Raw genomic sequence first — 17,344 nt, 5'->3', positions numbered from 1 at the left:
GGGTGGTCACAAGGTTCGTCCGGTGGTGAGGCGTTGTCAACGAGTCTGACTGTGCACCGAGTTGGCGCCAGCTGCCCCGCTGCACGGGCGTCGTCGGACTCATTGACAGGGATTCCCCGGTCGCACACTATGACCGGGCGGTCACGTGACCGCCCGGTCATAGTGTGGACGCGCGCCCTCGGCCGCAATGTGACCGCCCCGGGTCGGTCGCATGCGGGAGCCGTGATGCCCACCTCTTCACCACCGAAAGCCGCTTCACCCAGGAATGGCCCGCCGCCCGCCGCCCCGCCCGACGACGTCGACGTGCTCGTCATCGGCTCCGGATTCGGCGGGAGCGTCACAGCCCTGCGCCTGACCGAGAAGGGCTACCGCGTCGCCGTCCTGGAGGCCGGCCGCCGCTTCGCGGACGACGACTTCCCCCGTACCTCGTGGCGCGTGCGCGACTACCTCTTCGCCCCACGCCTCGGCTGTCGAGGCATCCTCCGTATGACCTTGCTGGGCAGGGTCCTGGTGCTCACCGGAGCGGGTGTCGGAGGCGGCTCCCTCGGCTACGCCAACACCCTCTACGACCCCCCGCCGCCGTTCTACGAGGGAACCCGCTGGGCGTCCATCACCGACTGGCGCACCGAACTCGCCCCGTACTACGACCAGGCCCGCCGCATGCTCGGTGTCACCCCGAACCCCCGCGTCACCCCCTCCGACCGCGTACTGAAGGACGCTGCGCGGGCTATGGGACGCGAAGACACCTTTCGCCCCACCCCCGTGGGCGTTCACTTCGGGCCGCCCGGAACCGCACCCGGAACGACCGTCCCCGACCCGTACTTCGGCGGCGCCGGGCCTGACCGCAGTGCCTGCCTGCACTGCGGGGCCTGCATGACGGGCTGCCGCCACAACGCCAAGAACACCCTGCCCAAGAACTACCTCGGCCTTGCCGAAGCCGCCGGCGCGACCGTCATCCCCGAACGCACCGTCACCGACTGCCGCCCGAACGGCGCCGGAACCGGCGCGCACCCCGGCTGGACAGTCACCTCCGTACGCACCGGACGCGCCCTGCGCCGCGACCCCCGCACCACCACCGCACGGCACGTCGTCTTCGCCGCCGGAGCCCTCGGCACCCAGCGCCTGCTGCACCGGCTACGCGCCGACGGCGCGCTGCCCCGCCTCTCCCCGCGCCTGGGCCACCTGACCCGGACGAACTCCGAGGCCATCTTGGCCGTGCGCTCCAAGGACCCTGACGCAGACTTCACCCACGGCGTGGCCATCACCTCCTCCGTGCAGCTGGACGACGACACCCACGTGGAGCCCGTCCGCTACGGCCCCGGCAGCAACCTCCTCGCTCTGCTGGGCGCGACGCTGACCGACCCGGTCCCCGGCCGCCCCCGGCTCATGGCCGGTCTCGCCGCGATGGCCGCGAACGCCCGCAGCCTGCCCGCCCTGCACCGCCCCCGCCGCTGGGCCACCCAGTCGGTGGTCCTGCTGGTGATGCAATCCGTGGACAACTCCCTCACCACCCATCTCCGCCGCGGCCTGCTCGGACCCCGCCTGACCAGCCGGCCCGGCGAGGGTGCGCCCAACCCCACCTGGATCCCGGCCGGCCACCGCCTGGCCCGCACCGCTGCCCGGCAGAACGACGCACTGGCCTGCGGGACCTGGGGCGACCTGCTCGACATACCCGCCACCGGCCACCTCATCGGCGGCTGCACCATCGCCGCCGACGCCGAGCACGGGGTCGTCGACCCCTACCACCGCGTCCACGGACACCCCGGGCTGCACATCATCGACGGCTCCACCATCTCGGCCAACCTCGGTGTGAACCCCTCCCTCACCATCACCGCCCTCGCCGAACGGGCCACAGCCCTGTGGCCCAACCACGGCGACGCCGACCCCCGCCCCCGGCCCGGCGCACCCTACCGCCGGGTGGACCCCGTCCCGCCGCGCCACCCCGCCGTCCCCGCGCATGCTCCCGCCGCACTGCGCCTGGGCCCCCGACCGCCCGAAGGGCAGGACACCGATGCCGACGTACCCGCCTGAACCCTGGCACCTCGCCGGCCAGATGTACCTCTCCCTGTGGCCCGTACCGCGCCGCGCCCTGCCGCCCCTGCCGCCGGGAGTGCGGCCCTTCACCCTCGCCGGCCGGGCCCTGATGGGCGCCGCCTGGGTCCTCTACGAGAACGACAGCGTCCTGCGCTACAACGAGGTCCTCTCGGCGGTCCTGGTCCGCGACGGCCTTCGGCCGCGGGTCACCATCACCGACATCTGGGTGGACAGCTCCCCGTCGATGGCCGGAGGACGCGAACTGTGGGGGATCCCGAAAGAGCTGGCCGCATTCGACGTCAGCCGGGACAAGGGCTTTGACGCCTCTGCCCGCACCGGATCCACGGCGCTGTGCACCGCGTCCTTCCGCTCCCTGACCAGCCTCCCGGGGCGGTGGCCGGTGGCCTACCGCGTCACCCAGCTCCTGGACGGACACCTCAAGACCAGCCCCGTGCGCAGCCGCAGCACCGTGGGCCTGGCCCGCGCGACCTGGCAGATCCCGCCAGGCAGCCCCCTGCGGCTCCCGGCAGACCGCCCACCGCTGCTCAGCCTCACCCTGCACGACTTCACCCTCAGCTTCGGCAGCCCCGCCCCGACCCCGTCCGCCCGCACCGTCTGAGCCGCCTCCCCGCCGGGCCGCCGCAGCCGCGCGGTGGCCCGGCGCCCTTCCCGAGGAGCCTGTATGACACCCACGCCCGATCCGCCAGCCACCCTCTGCGAGGCCTTCCAGTGGACCGTTGCCGCCCGGCCGCAGGAACCCGCCCTCCTCACTCTCGCGGGCACCGCGCTGACCTGGGCCCAGTACGCAGAACGCGTGGCCTCCGTCGCCGCAGCGCTGCGCCACCTCGGTGTCCGCCGGGGCGAGCCGGTGGCCCTGATGCTCACCAACCGGCCCGAGTTCCACGTCGCCGACTGCGCCGCCCTGCACCTGGGAGCTGTCCCGTTCTCCCTCTACAACAGCCTGCCCGCCGATCAGATACACGACCTGCTCGCCAACACCGCGGCCCGGCTGGTCGTCACCGAACGCCGCTTCCTGCCGGTACTCCACGCCGCCGCAGCCGGAACCTCAGTCCGGTACCTCGTGACCGTGGACCAGGTTGATCAAACACCGGAGGAGGGCGTCCTCACCCTCGAGGAAGCCGAGGCGAGGGCCCCCCGCCCCTTCGAACTCGCTGCCGCCTTGGACTGCGTGGGGCCCGACGATCTCGTGACCCTGATCCACACCTCGGGCACCACAGGCCGCCCCAAGGCCGTCGAAATCACCCACCGCGCCATGCTGAGCCAACTCTCGGGCAGCCAGCAGGTGTTGAAGGTCACCGACCAGGACAGCCACATCTCCTTCCTGCCCGCGGCCCACATCGCCGACCGGTGGGGCTCCCATTACACCAACCTCCTCTGCGGAACCCGTCTGACCTGCCTGGATGACATCACCCGGCTGTCCGAGGCGCTCGCCCTCGTGCGGCCGACGCTCTTCGGAGCCGTCCCCTCCGTCTGGCAGCGCATGCGCACCACGCTGGAAAGGGCCCTCGCCGAAGCCGACCCCGGGCTCCGCGCCCTCGCCGAGGAGGCCCTCGCCACCGGACGGCGCCACGCCCCCCGCCGGTGGAAGGGCGTCCTCACCCAGGCCGAGCGCAAGGAACTCGACGGGGCCGACGCCGTCCTCGCCGAACTGCGTCGCCGCGTCGGTCTTGACCGAGCCCGGGTCTGTATCACGGGGGCCGCGCCCGCACCTGAAGGTCTCCAGGAGTTCTTTCACGCCCTCGGGCTGCCGCTCACCGACGCCTGGGGAATGTCCGAGCTCAGCGGTATCGCCCTGATCGCCCCGCCCGGAATGCCGCGGCCCGGCACTGTGGGCCGGCCGGTCCCCGGCGCGGAGATCAGGATCGCCGACGACGGCGAACTCCTCGTACGGGCGCCCTTCCTGATGCGCGGATACCGCGGTGAGTCGGAGCTCACCGCGCGGACCATCGACGCGGCAGGCTGGCTGCACACCGGTGACCTCGCCGCCGTCGACGCCCAAGGAGACATCCGGATCATCGACCGGAAGAAGGACCTCATCATCAATACCGGAGGCCAGAACATGGCCCCCGCCCGCATCGAAGGGGTCCTGAGGGAATCCACGCCCCTGATCGCCCACGCCGTCGTCATCGGCGACGGCCGACCCTACAACGTCGCCCTCCTGGTCCCCGACCGGGAGGCAGTCACCGCTTGGGCCAGGCGAACGGGCATCGCAACGGCGGCGCCCTGGGACACCCGCGGCGCCGAACTCGCCGCCGCGTTCGCCGGGGCTGTCGCCGACGCCAACGCACGCCTTTCGCGAGCCGAGCGGATCCGCGTCCACGAGGTGATCGCCGACGAGTGGGCGCCCGGTGGACCGGAGCTCACCGTGACGCTGAAGGTCCGGCGGGCCGCCGTCACCGGCCGGTACGCCGACCTGGTCGAGACCTTGTACCGGCGCGGGGCGGCGGACCGGTGATCTCGGCCGGTCTCGCGCTGCTCGCAGCGTTCCAGATATGCCTCGCCGCGGCCGCCTGGCGCACTGGTGCGGCCGGCCGGCTCACCGGTGTCCTCGGCTATGCCCTGGCCTACGATTCCGCCGTCGTGGCCGCCGGCGCCATGCTGGGCGAGGGTCGGCTGCTGGAGAGTTTGAGCGCCGGCCGCTTCATCATCCACGTGTTGGGCACACCCCTCGTGCTGCCCTGCGCCGCCCTCGCCCTGCGGGCCGGCCGCGCCGCCCTCGGCGTGGCTTGGGCCACCGCCGGCGCTCTGGCCGTGCTCGGCGCGGCCACTACCCTGCCGGGCCTGGATCTGCGGCCCCGCAGCTGGGCCGACACCCTGCGCTATGCGGACGCCGATCCCGACGGATTCCCTGTTGCGGCCGTCCTCGCAATCGTGGTGCTCCTGCTGATCGGCATCGCCGCGTGGGTGAGCCGGGGAACACCTTGGATAGCGCTTGGCGCTCTCGCCGTGTTCGCTGCCTCGGCCGCCGCCTTCGCGGCGCCGCCGCTGGGAAACCTTGGCGAAGCGTTCATGCTGGCCGGACTGCTCGTTGGCATGAGGCGGCTGATGGCGCAGCCCAGCGACAGCTGGCGAGTTGTTCCGCCAGAGTGAACGACGTTTCACTGAAAGAAACGTCTCGGCTATTGGCGTGTACGTGTCAGCATGCTGAACTGTCGTACAGCGTTTCCCTCTCCGATACCCCCATAGGAGGGCACTTCCGTGTTGCGCAGTCTCATGCGCGCCGTCCCAGCCATCATGCTGGCCGTCGCCGCCACCCTGACCGCCCCCACCGCCCTGGCGGTCCCCGCCGCCCCCGCCATCGCGGCCGACCCCGCCGCGCCGGGGGCTTACCCCGTCGCCTACGCCGACCTCACCGTCTCCGCCTCCGGCCGTTCCTACAGCGCCCGCGTCTGGTATCCCGGCACGACCGCCGGCGCCAACGCCCCCGTCGCCCAAGGCCTCCACCCCGGCCTCGCCTTCGGACACGGCTTCTTCCAGGACATCTCCAAGTACGAGAGCACCCTGCGCCACTACGCCTCGTGGGGCCTCATCACGGTCACCCCCAAGTCCCAGGGTGGCATCTCACCCAGCCACAGCGGATTCGCCGACGACCTCAACGCCGGCCTGACCTGGCTGACCACCCAGAACTCCACCACCGGATCCCGCTTCGCGGGCGCCGTCGACACCAGCCGCTACGCCCTGTCCGGCCACTCCATGGGCGGCGGCGCGGCCCTGCTCGCCGCATCCCGCAACCCGGCAGTCAAATCCGTCAGCACGCTCGCCGCCGCCGAGACCAACCCCTCCGCGGTCACGGCCTCCGCCGCCCTCACCATCCCGGCCCAGTACGTCGGCGGCAGCAAGGACACCGTCGCAGGAGTCGACGGCCACCAACGCAAGATGTACAACGCGAAGCCCGCCCCGACGCAGTTGCGCGTCATCACCGGCGGATTCCATTGCGGCTTCACAGACAGCGGCGGCTTCGGCTGCGACAGCGGCTCGGTCACCCGCGCCGAACAGCAACGCCTCACCCGCGCGGTGACCACCACGTACCTGCTCTACACGCTCGGCCTCGACACCTCCCTCCGGGACCAGGTGTGGGGCGCCGCCGCGCAGAACCTGCCCGGAGTCGTGTACACGGCAAGGCCCTGACCCCACCTCGCTGATCCGCCCGCCCGGAGGAGCACCGTGAGCGAAGCCGCCCCTCATCTCGACCCCGATCGTGAGCTGCGCGCGTTCACCGTGTTCCCCGGGCGGCCCCCGGTCACCGTCCGGCGCGGCGATCCCGCGCCGTTCGGATGGTGGCCGGCCGTCTGCATCGCCCTCGTCGCGGCGATCGACCGTATCGAGTACAACCTCCTCGCCGGCGCCCTGCCCAAGATCCAGGAGGAGTTCGGCTTCGGCGACGCCGCCGGCGGCGCCATCGCCACCGCCGGATCGCTCGCCGCCGTGATCCTGCTGCTCCCGGCCGGCCGGCTCGCCGACACCGCCCGCCGCAACTGGACCATCGCCGGCGTCGTGGCGGTCTGGTCGCTGCTCACGGTCGGAACCGGGCTGGCCGGCAGCTTTCTCACCCTCTTCACCGTCCGCATGTTCCTCGGGGCCGCCGGACAGCTCTACAACCCGTCCGCCTCCAGCCTCCTCGCCGACTTCTACCCCGGCCCCGGCCGCACCCGCGCCTTCGGGTACGAGCGCATGGCCTATTTCGGTGGCCTGCCCATAGGCGTCATCGCCGGCGGCGCCCTCGCCGAGACCGTCGGCTGGCGCACCGGATTCCTCCTCGTCGCCGTGCCCGGCCTTGTCGTCGCCGTCCTCGTCCTCACACTGCGCGAACCGGACCGCGGCACCGGCGACCGTCTCACCCTGTGGTACCGGCGGGATGGCGGGGCCCCGGCCCCTCCGGCCGGTACGGAACGCCGTGCCGACTCCCCGACGCCGCCACCCCTGCGCACCCAGCTGCGCGAACTGCTGCGGATCCGCACCCTGCGCACGGTCGTCACCGGCCTGAGCATCCTCATCTTCGGCCTGGGCGGTCTCTTCTACTGGATGCCCTCCTACTACAACCGCTTCTTCGGCCTGGGCGAGGCCGAGGCCGCCGCCGTGGCGGGCGGCAGCGGGCTGGTCGGCATCGTCGCGGGGATCGTGACGGGCAGCTGGCTCGGCGACCGCGAACGGGGCCCGCGCAAAGGCCGCCGCATCGCCATCGGCGGCGCCGGTCTGCTGTTCGGCACCTTCGCCCTGGCCGGAGCCGTCGCGCTGCCGGTCCTCGTGCCACAGGCCCTGTGCTTCACCCTCGCCAACTTCGGATTTGCCGCCGCGCTGGCCAACCTCACTGCCGCGAACGCCGACGTCGTCGCGGCCGAGCGCCGGGGTCTCGGCTTCGCCGTCCTGCAACTCCTCGTCACCCTCGGCGGATCGCTCGGTCCCTGGCTCATAGGCCTGGCCTCCGACGCCACCGGATCGCTGCGCACGGCCTTCCTGGCGGTGCTGCTGCCCCTGCTCGTCGGATCCGTGGTCGTCCTGCGCGGCCGGGGCTCCTACGACGCGGACGCGGCTGAGGCGGCCCGCCGCTCGGCCTGAACCGGAACCGGAACCACCTTCACGTGCGGAGGTCTCGCTCAGCTATTTACAGGAAGCAATGTTCCGTCTAGAGAAACAAAACTCACGCCAATGACAGCGAAGAAGATCGGATCACTGATGGCACACACCCCGCACCGCGCGCCGCGCAGCGTCAGCCGCGCCATCGCGGCAGGCCTGCTCGGATTCGCCCTGCTGACCGCCTCGGGCACCGCGGCCGCCGCCGAGACCCCCGAGAACCCCACCCCCGTCCCCACGCTCGCCTACACGGCCTCGGTCGGAGCGGACGTGGCCGACGTCTACTACCCCGAGACCGGCAGCCTGCTTCCGGTCGTGCTGCTCCAGCAGGGCGCCAACGTCGACAAGAGTCACTACGAGGGATACGCCCGCACCGTCGCGGCGTTCGGCTTCGTCGTGGTGGTGCCCAATCACCTCCGGTCCGTGTTCGGCGTCCCCGGCCTGTGGGCCTCAGCCGACCAGGGCCTGACCACCGTCGCCTGGTCGAAGGCCGAGAACGCCCGGGCCGGCAGCCCCCTCGCCGGCCGAATGGAGCCGACGACCTTCGCACTCCTCGGCCACTCCTTCGGCGGCGCCGCGGGTGTCGCCACCGTCCAGGGCCAGTGCGCGCCGCCGTTCTGCTTCGGCCTCCCGCCGGGCGCGGTCAAGCCCGCCGAACTCAAGGCGGCCGCCTTCTTCGGCACCAACAACGCCCCGCCCGGCGGCGGTCCGGTCGCCCCGGTCAACAACACCGTACCGGTGGCGCTGATCCAGGGCTCCGCCGACGGCGTGGCCGCCCCCGCGGCCGCGCAGGCCACGTACGAGGCCCTCCTGGGCAAGCCGAAGGCGCTCGTCACCGTGGCCGGCGTCAATCACTACGGCATCACCAACGTGCAGAACCCGCCCGGCGCCGCCCCCGATCCCTCGGCCCAGTCCATCGACCAGATCGACGGTATCCGTACGTCGGCCCGCTGGGCGGCGCTGTTCCTGAAGGCCTCGCTGGGCGACGCCTTCGCCCGCTCCTACGTCCGCTACTGGGGGGACGCCGCGGACCCCGCGGTCACCGTCCAGCAGGCCTACTGAGCCCCACCGCACGCCAAGAGGCGGCGTCCGCCCGGTCCACCGCCGGCGGGCGCCGCCTCTTGGCGTGCGGGGCGCGGCTCAGCCGTGCCGCAGCCGGATCAGCACACGCAGGACGGGGCGCTTCCACCACGGCGAGCGCAGCCGGGTCAGGCCGGACCCGGTCAGGTGCGCGCGGCGTACGGTCACGGCCTGGGCCGAGGTGAACTCCCGCAGCCCCTCCCGCCCGTGCACCCGGCCGAAGCCGCTCGCGCCGTTGCCGCCGAACGGCAGGCCGGGAATGCCGCCGAAGGTCAGGACGCCGTTCACCGACACCATGCCCGCCCGCAGGCGCGCGGCGACCGACTCGTCCGCCGAGCGGGAGAAGACGGCGGCGCCCAGCGCCTGCGGGACGGCGTTGGCGAGCGTGAGGCCCTCGTCCAGATCCCGTACCAGCCGTACCACCGCCACCGGCCCGAAGGTCTCCTCCTGTACCGCGGGCCGGCCCTCGGGGACATCGGTCAGCACCAGGGGATCGACAACCCCGGACGTGCGGAACGACTCGGGGCCGCCGAAGAGGAAACGGCCGCCGTGGGCCGTCGCGTCCTCGACGTGGACGCGCACCACCTTCTCCTGCTCTCCGGTCGTCAGACGGCCGTAGTGGAGTCCGGCGCGCACCGGCGCCAGTTCCGCCGTCAGCGCCGCGAGGAACTCCTCGCCGACCGCCCGGGCCACGTAGATCCGCTCCACCCCGGCGCAGGTCTGCCCGGCGTTGGAGAAGGCGCCCCACACGGCGGCCCGGGCCGCGGCCCGTACGTCCGCGTCCGCGGCCACGATCAGCGCGTCGTTGCCGCCGCACTCCAGCACCACCGGCGTGAGGGAGTCGGCGCAGGCGGCCATCACGGCCCGGCCGGTCCGCGTCGAACCGATGAAGGCGACCTTGTCCACGCCCGCCCGGCACAGTGCCTCCCCGGCCCGCGCCCCTCCGGTCAGCAGCCGCAGGGTGCCCGCCGACCCCGGGTTGGCCCGTTCGAAGGCGTCGACCAGCGCCCGCCCGGTCTCCGTCGTGTGCTCGCTCGGTTTGAACACCGCGGCGTTCCCCGCCGCCAGTACGCCGGCCAGCACGCCCAGCGGTGTCAGGGCCGGGTAGTTCCACGGGCCGATCACGCCGACGACCCCCAGCGGCCGGCGCTCCACCCGCGCCCGGTGCTCCGCGGCAAGCAGCCCCGGCGACACCCTGCGCGGGCGCAGGGTCCGGCGCGCGCGGCGGGCGGTCCAGGCCAGGTGTTCCAGACCGACCAGCAGTTCGAGTTCCGCGTCGGCCGCCGGTTTGCCGGTCTCCTCCCGGATGGTGGCGACGAGAGCGGCCCGCGAGCGCGCCAGCTCGGCGGCCCACCGGCGCAGCCGGTGCTCCCGCTCGCCGAAGGTGAGCGCGCTCCAGTCGGCCGCGGCCTCGCGGGACCGCGCCGTCATCCGGTCGACCTGTGATGCGTTCATGGTGATTTCAGCTCCCTGGCCGGGCGGCGGGCATGGGTGACCCCCGGGCGCCGCGCCGCGGCCGGCCCCCGGGGGCTGTGCGGACGCGCCGTCAGTGCTCGCGCAGTAGCGTGCCGAAACCGTGCAGCGTGTCACGGCAGCCGTTGTCCCGCAGCGCCATCCACCACGTGGCGGCGTTGATGGCGATAACGGGCAGGCCGAGCCAGCGTTCCGCCTCGTCCGCGAGTGAGACCATCGACAGGTTCGTCCCGCACTGCACGATCGCCTCGACGCCCGGCAGTGCCGCCAACTGCGCGAGGGCGGTGCGTAGTTCGGCCTCCGGTACATGGGCGATGGACACGGCCGTCGGGCAGCGCAGGCCCTTGATGCCCGCCACCTCGAAGCCCAGCTCGGTGAAGAACCGGTCGACGTTGGCGTCGCCGACCGGCTGGTACGGGGTCACCACGGCGATGCGCCGTGCCCCGAAGAGGCGCAGGGCCCGCTCGCAGGCCTCGGCGCCGGTGGCCACCTGGAGGCCGGTGATGTCGTGGATCTGCTGGACGAAGGCCCGGTTGCCCTCGACGCCGCCCCAGAAGGTCTCCGCGCTCATGCCCATGACCATGTACTCCGGCTCGCAGGTCAGCACCCGCTCGCAGGCTGCGCCGATTTCGTCGCGGATCTGCTCCAGCAGCCGTTCCATGCCGGAGTCCTCGGCCATGTTCTGATCGCGGATGTGGATGCGCGAGAAGTGCGCCGTCACACCCGGTACGGACATGCGGGAGAAGTCGGGTTCGACGATGGTGTTGGTGCTGGGGGCGATCACGCCGAACTTGCGCCGCCAGCCGAGACTGTCCGTCATTCACGCCGCCGATCGGGTCGGGGTGGTGGGGGATGGGGGGAGAGCGCGGCGGTGGCGTTTGGCCAGCCGCCACGCGAGCAGGGCGAAGGCCCCCTGGGTAAGGGTGTTCGCCGACTGCTCCACCCACTGCAGAGCCACGCTCTGGTCGGGACGGGCCGCCAGCGGCCCCAGTACGTACATGCCGGTGAGCCAGAGTCCGCCCGCCGTCGCCGCCGCGGTATCCCCGTGGGAGCGGGCGAGCAGGATGAGCCGGACGCCGCAGACGGTGACGGCCACGACGGTCAGCACCATCAGCGGCGCCGTCGACCCAAGGAGCAGCCCCGCCGCGCCGGCGGCCAGCCAGACCGCGGCGAACCCCCACAGCGGCGGAGGCGTCCGGCCGGCCGCCGGCTCGCGTCCGTTCGCGGGCAGCGTGAGCAGCGCGTGGGCGAGCAGCAGGAACCCGGCCGACAGGCACGGGAACAGCGCCTTGTTCATGACCTGGACGTTGGGACCGTCCAAGGCCACCACGAGCTTCCAGGTGGCTTTCGAGAGTCCGCCGAGGAGGACCAGCGCCGTCCCCGCCGCTGCGATCCGGCCGGTGCGCACGGCGTGGCCGCGCAGCGGCCTGACCAGCAGGGCGGCCCCGACACCCGTCAGGAGGACCGGGACGAAGTCCTCCACCGCGAGCGACAGTGGATAGTCCAGGGCCGCGTTCACGAAGTCCCCTCCTGCTCCTGCGCGGCCGACGATGCCTCGGGCAGCGCCTCCGGCAGGACCGACCGCTTGCGCAGCGCGGCCGCGGCGAAGCGCCCGGCCGCCTTGCGGCGCGTCAGCCACGCCACCCGGCAGCCGTTGGCCGTACGGTCGGCCAGCACGCGGTCCGCCAGCCACGGGGTGACCGTCTCCACCCGGTCTGCCAGGATGTTGAGCACGGCCCGCGCCTTCGCGTACTCGTCCGGGGTGTAGTCGTGCAGCAGCAGGTCGGTGACCACGATCCCGGGCGACAGCAGCAGCGCCCGGACGTCGTGGGGGCGGGCGTTAGCCTCCTTGCGGAGGTCGGCCGCCAGGGCGCCGGTGAGGTAGCTGACGGCGCGCTTGCTCGCCCCGTACACGCTGAGCCCGGGCATGATCCGCCCGTCGGAACCGAAGCCCTCCATGTTCCACACGCGGCCGCTGCCCTGGCGCAGGAAGCGCTCCGCCGCGACGGCGCTGCCGTTGACGACGCCGCGCAGATTGACCGCCGTCACGCCGTCGGCCTCGTGCGGGCCGAGGCTCCACAGCGGTCTGCGCGCCGTGGTCGCCCCGGCGTTGTTGATCCACACGTCGACCCGGCCGAAGGCCCCCTCGGCCGCCGTCCACAGGCCGGCCACTTGGTCCCGATCGGTCACGTCCGCCACATGGCCGACTGCGTGCGCCCCGCCCCCGAGGCTCTTGAGTGCGGCCTCCACGCCCGCCGCGTTCCGCCCGCAGACGGCGACCCGGCAGCCGCGGGCGAGGAACGCCCGGGCCAGCCCGTGCCCGATGCCGCGGGTACCGCCGGTGATCACCACGGTCGAGGTCATGACGCGGGCTCCCAGTCCAGTACCCCGTGCAGGACCGCGGACAGCGCGTTCCCGCCGAACAGCTCGTACGTCACGGCCATCCGCCCGCCCGCCGCCATCGCGGGGCGCGCGTCGAGAACGAACTCTCGCCCGCGCACGCGGTGCACGTCCCCGCCGGTGAAGTGCCACAGCGGGAAGTTGGCCCGGCCGAACGCCTGCGCGTTGCCCCAGGCATCCGGGCCCTCCCAGAACTCGCGGGTGCCGTCCCGCCGGCGTTCCACCGTGAAGGACCGGTCCAGGCCGGCCCCGCGCCAGGTGACGTGATGCCGCGCGCGCAGCAGGTCCACGGGTCGTACGGCGATCTCCACCTCGACGTCCCCGAGGTGCTTCTGCTCCGCGCTCCACAGCTCGCACGAGCCCGTGAAGCTGCCGGGCCGTTTCGTGGGCAGGATCCACGGCACCGGCCCAGCGTCCGTCTCGGCCGCCACGTGTCGCGCGACGTGTGCGCGGGTGGCCTCGTTGTCGTCGTGGTCGGCGGTGCGGACGTACACGCCGTTGAAGCAGCCGATCACGGTCCAGCCTTGGTAAAGCACCGAGGAGTAGACCTGGGTCAGCCCGTCCGGCAGGACGTGGTTCCAGGTGTTGAGGGCCACCTGCCAGCCGGGCCCGTAGTAGTGGGCGTCGACGAAGGAGCCGTAGGGCTGCCCGCTGCCGTGGAAGTCGGGCCCGGTGTAGAGGCGGTTGTCGTCGGCGTCGGTCACCGCGAAGGCGAACGGCGCGGCGAGCTGGAAACGGCCGGCGAGCGGGCCGCCCTGCAGGAGGCCGCCGTCCATCCGGTAGACGGTCTCCCCGTCGGTGAACTCGGAGGAGCGGCGGATGTCCTCGTACCCGCACCAGGTGCCCTGTGCGTCGAACAGCGAGGGCCGGCCGTGCCATTCCCCCGCGATGCGCTGCTGCCACTCGCTCGGCTCGGGCCTGGAGACGTCGCTCATGCCCCTGCCTCCTCGGCCGGCAGTCTGCCGGTGGTCAGCAGCCCGCGCAGGCCGTCGGTGGCGGCCGTCCCCAGCAGCCGGTCCACCTGTGCCCAGACGGGGTCGATCTCCCGGCTGAACAGGGCTTGGCGCAGCCGCCGGTCGCGTACCGCCGCGTCGCCCTCCTTGGCCTCGCCGGCGGCGCCGGCCGGGAAGGTGCGGGTGAGTTCCAGCCAGTGCCGCAGGTACGCCTCGGCGACGGGGGTGATGGCCCGCAGTGCGGCCTCGTCGGCGCGGTGGACGAGCATCCACGGCGACATCAGGGAGCGCTGGCGGGGGCTGATCGCCGCCGGGGCGAGTCCCGGTATCTCCGAGGCCCGGGCGAACGGCGCCGTGAGCGGCCCGTACACGAGGTCCGCGTACGCGGGGCTCACGGCGAGGTCGACGCGCTGGACCAGGTCCAGGTGGAAGGCGTACCCGCCGCCCGCCTGGACGGAGTCGAGGGTGAAGTGCGGCAGCGGGGAGTCCGCGGCGCCGAAGGCGAACACCATGTGGCTGTCGAGGCCGAAGGCGGGCACGACCAGGGAGACGGTGACGACCGCGTCGACCCCGCCCTGGCCCCCGCCGCGGAAGTACCGTACGGAGCCCACCGGATCGGGGGTCGCCGGGTTGGTCAGCGCGGCCCAGGGCGTGGGCCGCTCTTCGAGCGCCGTCCCGGCCAACAGCGCGTCCAGGACGGTTCGGGACAGCCGGGCGGCGGGGGTCGCGCCGTCCGGGGCGGCGTCGGGTGCGGGTGCTGAGGACGTCATGCGACTACTCCTTCTCACTGGCCGGTGCCGGGGACTGGGCCCCTTCGACCGTCGGGTGGAATCCCTGGGCCTTCTGCTCCCAGGCGCGGGCCAGCTCGGGGACCGCGCGCCGGCCGGGGGAGGCGATCACGGTGGCGCTGCGCGCCGGGACGTCGCCGATGATGCGGTCGGCGTCGCTCACCGCCCAGCCCTTGGCGGCGAGCTCCTGGCGACGCCTGCGGTAGGCGACGGAGATCATGTCTGAGCGCAGGTGCAGCTCGGCTCCGAGGTCGGCGGGCAGCAGCTCGGGGCGGGTCCCGTCCACGACCGGGGCGTCCTGGTCGAAGATCCCCAGGACCCGCTTGCGGGCGTTGTTGTCCGCCCAGCCACCGGTGAAGAAGTCGCGCAGCGCCACCCACTTCACCAGGGTGGTGGTCTCGTCCACGGGGATGTTGGTGTCGTAGATGATCATGTTGCCGAGCGGTAGCCGCACATGCAGTTTGATCATGTTGGGCAGCATCCAGCCCGCCGTGGTCACCACCGGCGGCCGGTCCTTGCCCCGGGACCTGTGGTCCGTGTACAGCTTGGCCCACAGCCCCTTGGCGGCGGGCGGGTTCAGGGCCACGGTGGCGAAGGCCGACCACTCGTCGGGCTGCTCGACCGTGTACTCCTCGACCTCCGGCCGGTCCGGGTTGCCGAAGGCGCCCGCGTGCACGAATGGGGTGTGCGCGATGTCGCAGCCGTTCTCCAGGATCCGCTCGTAGTTGGAGTGCCACAGGTATTCGCCGGTCACCGCCTTGAACCGGCCGCCGTCCTGGACCAGGTCGTCGAACTCGGGCCAGTACGGGATCGGCGGCCGCTCCTCCTCGGGTAGATCGCCCAGGAACACCCAGACGAATCCGTACCTCTCCTGCACGGGGTACGAGTCGACCCGTGCCTTCTTCGGGATGCCACGGCCCGGCTGGTTTGCGGGAATCGTGGTGCAGGCGCCGGCGGGGTCGAAACGCCAGCCGTGGTAAGGGCACACCACGCAGTCGTCCTTGAGAGTGCCCGCCGACAGCGCGGCCCCGCGGTGCGCGCAGAGGTCCGACAGCGCGACCGGATTCCCGGCCGCGGTGCGGTACAGCACGAGGGACTGGCCGAGGCAGACGACCTTCAGCGGCTTGCGGACGACACGGTCGCAGAACTCGACCGCGTACCAGAAATTCTTGAGCATCGGATGGGCACCTCGCGCTCCGCTAGCGTTTCGACAAGGAAATGAGGAGTGGACATCAGCGGCGCAGCACGGAGACCAGTCCCGGATGCGGCGGCGCCAGCAGCGCGCCGTAGGCCCTGGTGTCCGCGGGGGACGGCCGCTCAGGGAGGGTCGCCGCGCAGAACGCGGCCGCGAGGCGGCCGATGAGGGCGCGCGCCTGGTCCCCGCCCGCCTGCGGCGCCTCCAGGAAGCTCCGGGCGCTGGTCGCGTCCACGGGATCGCAGATCGTGAAGTGGCCCGCCCCGGCGATCTTGACCCAGGCGTGCGCGCCGCCGGCGTCGGTCAGGGCGTCGTGGAAGGTGCGGGCGACGGGGTCGGCGATGGCGGCCGGGGCCGCTCCGTACCGGTCAGTGCTCGCGGCGACCACCCCGTCGTGCTCGCCGGACATCAGCAGGACCGGAACCTCCGCGCCCACCGGCAGGACCGTCCCCGGCGGATGGCCGAGGGCCGCCGCCACCAGCGTGTGGGCGCTGTACGTGAACACCCCGCGCAGCCCCGGTACGTGGGCGGCAGACTGCAGCGCCACTGTGCCGCCGGCCGAGTGGCCGCCCACCACCACCCGATCCACGTCCAGCAGCCCCGCCAGCGGGGAGGCGGGGGCCCGTTCGGCCAGGGCGGCGAGCACCGCGCCGATCAACGGCGTCGTCGCCCGGCTGCCGAACGCGCCCGGGCCGCAGGCCTCCAGGTCGATGCCCGGCGTCACTCCGTGGCTCCCGCCGAACAACTCCCCGACCAGTTCGGGCGTCACCACGACGAAGCCTCGGCCGGCCAGCAGTACGGCGAGCCACCGGTAGGAGTCGGTGGGCACGTTGATGCCGGGCAGCAGCACGACGACCGGGAACGGGCCGCTCCCGGCGTCGGCCGCGACCACCCCGGTCAGCCGCTCGGCGTCGGACCCGGTGGCGCGGGCGGGGTAGAAGACCCGCAGGTGCGCGGTGTCGAAAGGCTCCTTGAGACCGGGCACCCGGCAGGCCCACCAGAGGGAACGGACCTCGTTCACGAGGGCCTCGGCAGGCCGCGGTCGCCGCCCCACAGGGCCCGTACCAGCCGGTCGGTCATCCGCTCGCCGAAGTACCGTACGGCCATCACGTTCGCCGGGTCACGCTCCACGATGTTGCGGCGGACCGCCAGGTCGGCGCCGGCCAGCTCCTCGCGCTCCCCGGCCGGCACCGCCTCCGCCTCCTCCACCCAGGCGAGCCAGCGGTCGACGTGCTCGTGCAGCAGGCGGCGGACCAGCTCGATGTGCCGCGCGTCGCGGGGCATGGAGTAGCAGTAGGCGGTAGGGGAGAGGCTGCCGCGGATGAACCCGGAGCGGCTGGTGAACCACGACAGGTCCTTGTACTCCTCGCGTACCGCGAGCCACTCCTCCTCGGCGGGGGCGTAGTAGCGGTCGTAGTAGTCGCCGTCGGCCACCAGGCTGGCACGCGGCACAGAGTCGAGGTAGAACCAGCCACCGGGCCAGCACAGCAGGGCGATCCCCAGGTGCGGGACACGGACCTGCGGGCCCAGCCAGACGGTGAGGTGGAGGTTGACGAAACCGTGCTCGGGGTCGCCGACCCAGGAGTGGATCATCCAGTCCACCTCCGGGCCGCTGAAGCCGGCCAGCGAGCCCCGCGGGCCGCCGGTCTCACCGAAGGACTCCAGTTCCTCGGTGGAGGGGTCCCGGTGCAGTTCGAAACGGGCCGCGATCTTCTTCTTGAGCTCGCCCAGCAGCTCCTGCCACTGCACGAAGGTCTCGGTCACATCGGTGGCCGGGGCCTCGTCCGTCATGTCCTGTACAGCCTTGAGTGTCTCTGACACGTCGCTCC

16 protein-coding genes are annotated in these 17,344 nt (G+C 72.8%); 7 read left to right on the top strand and 9 right to left on the bottom strand.

Features of this window, described 5'->3' with window-relative positions; all coding sequences use genetic code 11:
* Window positions 1-225 precede the first annotated feature (225 nt).
* The 7 genes from QMF80_RS15440 to QMF80_RS15410 all read left to right on the top strand — a co-directional run bounded on the left by QMF80_RS15440 (window position 226) and on the right by QMF80_RS15410 (window position 8,688).
* Window positions 226-2,031 (top strand): GMC oxidoreductase, encoded by a 1,806-nt coding sequence (locus tag QMF80_RS15440; protein WP_283453524.1) that lies wholly within the window; start codon window positions 226-228, stop codon window positions 2,029-2,031.
* Window positions 2,012-2,653, top strand: a complete 642-nt coding sequence (locus QMF80_RS15435) for an acetoacetate decarboxylase family protein (protein ID WP_283453522.1) — start codon at window positions 2,012-2,014, stop codon at window positions 2,651-2,653. Before QMF80_RS15440 ends, QMF80_RS15435 begins: the two co-directional genes overlap by 20 nt.
* Window positions 2,654-2,716: 63 nt before the next feature.
* A complete protein-coding gene (locus QMF80_RS15430; RefSeq protein ID WP_283453520.1) occupies window positions 2,717-4,510 on the top strand; it encodes an AMP-dependent synthetase/ligase in 1,794 nt (597 codons plus the stop codon).
* Window positions 4,507-5,145 (top strand): hypothetical protein, encoded by a 639-nt coding sequence (locus QMF80_RS15425; protein WP_267821944.1) that lies wholly within the window; start codon window positions 4,507-4,509, stop codon window positions 5,143-5,145. The genes QMF80_RS15430 and QMF80_RS15425 overlap by 4 nt, the downstream gene beginning before the upstream one ends.
* 108 nt (window positions 5,146-5,253) lie before the next feature.
* Entirely contained in the window at window positions 5,254-6,183 is a 930-nt protein-coding gene (locus tag QMF80_RS15420) for an alpha/beta hydrolase family protein (RefSeq protein WP_283453517.1), read from the top strand.
* A gap of 36 nt (window positions 6,184-6,219) precedes the next feature.
* Complete coding sequence (locus tag QMF80_RS15415; protein WP_267821947.1) at window positions 6,220-7,611, top strand: MFS transporter; 1,392 nt, start codon at window positions 6,220-6,222, stop codon at window positions 7,609-7,611.
* A gap of 90 nt (window positions 7,612-7,701) precedes the next feature.
* Entirely contained in the window at window positions 7,702-8,688 is a 987-nt protein-coding gene (locus tag QMF80_RS15410; protein ID WP_267821949.1) for an alpha/beta hydrolase, read from the top strand.
* Between the two features lie 78 nt (window positions 8,689-8,766).
* Here QMF80_RS15410 and QMF80_RS15405 read toward each other — a convergent pair whose 3' ends face one another.
* The 9 genes from QMF80_RS15405 to QMF80_RS15365 form a co-directional block, all read right to left on the bottom strand.
* Entirely contained in the window at window positions 8,767-10,161 is a 1,395-nt protein-coding gene (locus tag QMF80_RS15405; RefSeq protein WP_267821951.1) for an aldehyde dehydrogenase family protein, read from the bottom strand.
* 91 nt (window positions 10,162-10,252) lie between these two features.
* Window positions 10,253-10,999, bottom strand: a complete 747-nt coding sequence (locus QMF80_RS15400; RefSeq protein ID WP_267821954.1) for a maleate cis-trans isomerase family protein — start codon at window positions 10,997-10,999, stop codon at window positions 10,253-10,255.
* The gene (locus QMF80_RS15395; RefSeq protein ID WP_283453511.1) at window positions 11,000-11,698 is read right to left on the bottom strand and encodes a hypothetical protein; all 699 of its coding nucleotides are present in this window, start codon (window positions 11,696-11,698) and stop codon (window positions 11,000-11,002) included.
* On the bottom strand, window positions 11,695-12,543 hold the full coding sequence (locus QMF80_RS15390) for an SDR family NAD(P)-dependent oxidoreductase (protein ID WP_283453509.1): 849 nt from the start codon (window positions 12,541-12,543) through the stop codon (window positions 11,695-11,697). The genes QMF80_RS15395 and QMF80_RS15390 overlap by 4 nt, the downstream gene beginning before the upstream one ends.
* Window positions 12,540-13,514, bottom strand: a complete 975-nt coding sequence (locus QMF80_RS15385; RefSeq protein ID WP_283453507.1) for a hypothetical protein — start codon at window positions 13,512-13,514, stop codon at window positions 12,540-12,542. Before QMF80_RS15385 ends, QMF80_RS15390 begins: the two co-directional genes overlap by 4 nt.
* Entirely contained in the window at window positions 13,511-14,302 is a 792-nt protein-coding gene (locus QMF80_RS15380) for a hypothetical protein (protein ID WP_283453505.1), read from the bottom strand. Before QMF80_RS15380 ends, QMF80_RS15385 begins: the two co-directional genes overlap by 4 nt.
* 4 nt (window positions 14,303-14,306) lie before the next feature.
* Entirely contained in the window at window positions 14,307-15,497 is a 1,191-nt protein-coding gene (locus QMF80_RS15375) for an aromatic ring-hydroxylating dioxygenase subunit alpha (protein WP_283453502.1), read from the bottom strand.
* Window positions 15,498-15,552: 55 nt separating this feature from the next.
* Window positions 15,553-16,536, bottom strand: a complete 984-nt coding sequence (locus QMF80_RS15370; protein WP_283453500.1) for an alpha/beta hydrolase family protein — start codon at window positions 16,534-16,536, stop codon at window positions 15,553-15,555.
* Window positions 16,533-17,336 (bottom strand): hypothetical protein, encoded by an 804-nt coding sequence (locus QMF80_RS15365; RefSeq protein ID WP_267718878.1) that lies wholly within the window; start codon window positions 17,334-17,336, stop codon window positions 16,533-16,535. The genes QMF80_RS15370 and QMF80_RS15365 overlap by 4 nt, the downstream gene beginning before the upstream one ends.
* Window positions 17,337-17,344: the final 8 nt, after the last annotated feature.

It is taken from the genome of Streptomyces sp. G-G2 (assembly GCF_030063135.1).
Classification (GTDB): Bacteria; Actinomycetota; Actinomycetes; order Streptomycetales; family Streptomycetaceae; genus Streptomyces.
This window is presented reverse-complemented; position numbering and strand designations above follow the sequence as displayed.

What these genes read in the sequence shown, in the direction of transcription:
- QMF80_RS15380 (WP_283453505.1), bottom strand. Translation starts at nt 14,302, where the DNA reads ATGACGTCCTCAGCACCCGCACCCGACGCCGCCCCGGACGGCGCGACC.
- QMF80_RS15405 (WP_267821951.1), bottom strand. Translation starts at nt 10,161, where the DNA reads ATGAACGCATCACAGGTCGACCGGATGACGGCGCGGTCCCGCGAGGCC.
- QMF80_RS15400 (WP_267821954.1), bottom strand. Translation starts at nt 10,999, where the DNA reads ATGACGGACAGTCTCGGCTGGCGGCGCAAGTTCGGCGTGATCGCCCCC.
- QMF80_RS15435 (WP_283453522.1), top strand. Translation starts at nt 2,012, where the DNA reads ATGCCGACGTACCCGCCTGAACCCTGGCACCTCGCCGGCCAGATGTAC.
- QMF80_RS15375 (WP_283453502.1), bottom strand. Translation starts at nt 15,497, where the DNA reads ATGCTCAAGAATTTCTGGTACGCGGTCGAGTTCTGCGACCGTGTCGTC.
- QMF80_RS15430 (WP_283453520.1), top strand. Translation starts at nt 2,717, where the DNA reads ATGACACCCACGCCCGATCCGCCAGCCACCCTCTGCGAGGCCTTCCAG.
- QMF80_RS15385 (WP_283453507.1), bottom strand. Translation starts at nt 13,514, where the DNA reads ATGAGCGACGTCTCCAGGCCCGAGCCGAGCGAGTGGCAGCAGCGCATC.
- QMF80_RS15390 (WP_283453509.1), bottom strand. Translation starts at nt 12,543, where the DNA reads ATGACCTCGACCGTGGTGATCACCGGCGGTACCCGCGGCATCGGGCAC.
- QMF80_RS15410 (WP_267821949.1), top strand. Translation starts at nt 7,702, where the DNA reads ATGACAGCGAAGAAGATCGGATCACTGATGGCACACACCCCGCACCGC.
- QMF80_RS15440 (WP_283453524.1), top strand. Translation starts at nt 226, where the DNA reads ATGCCCACCTCTTCACCACCGAAAGCCGCTTCACCCAGGAATGGCCCG.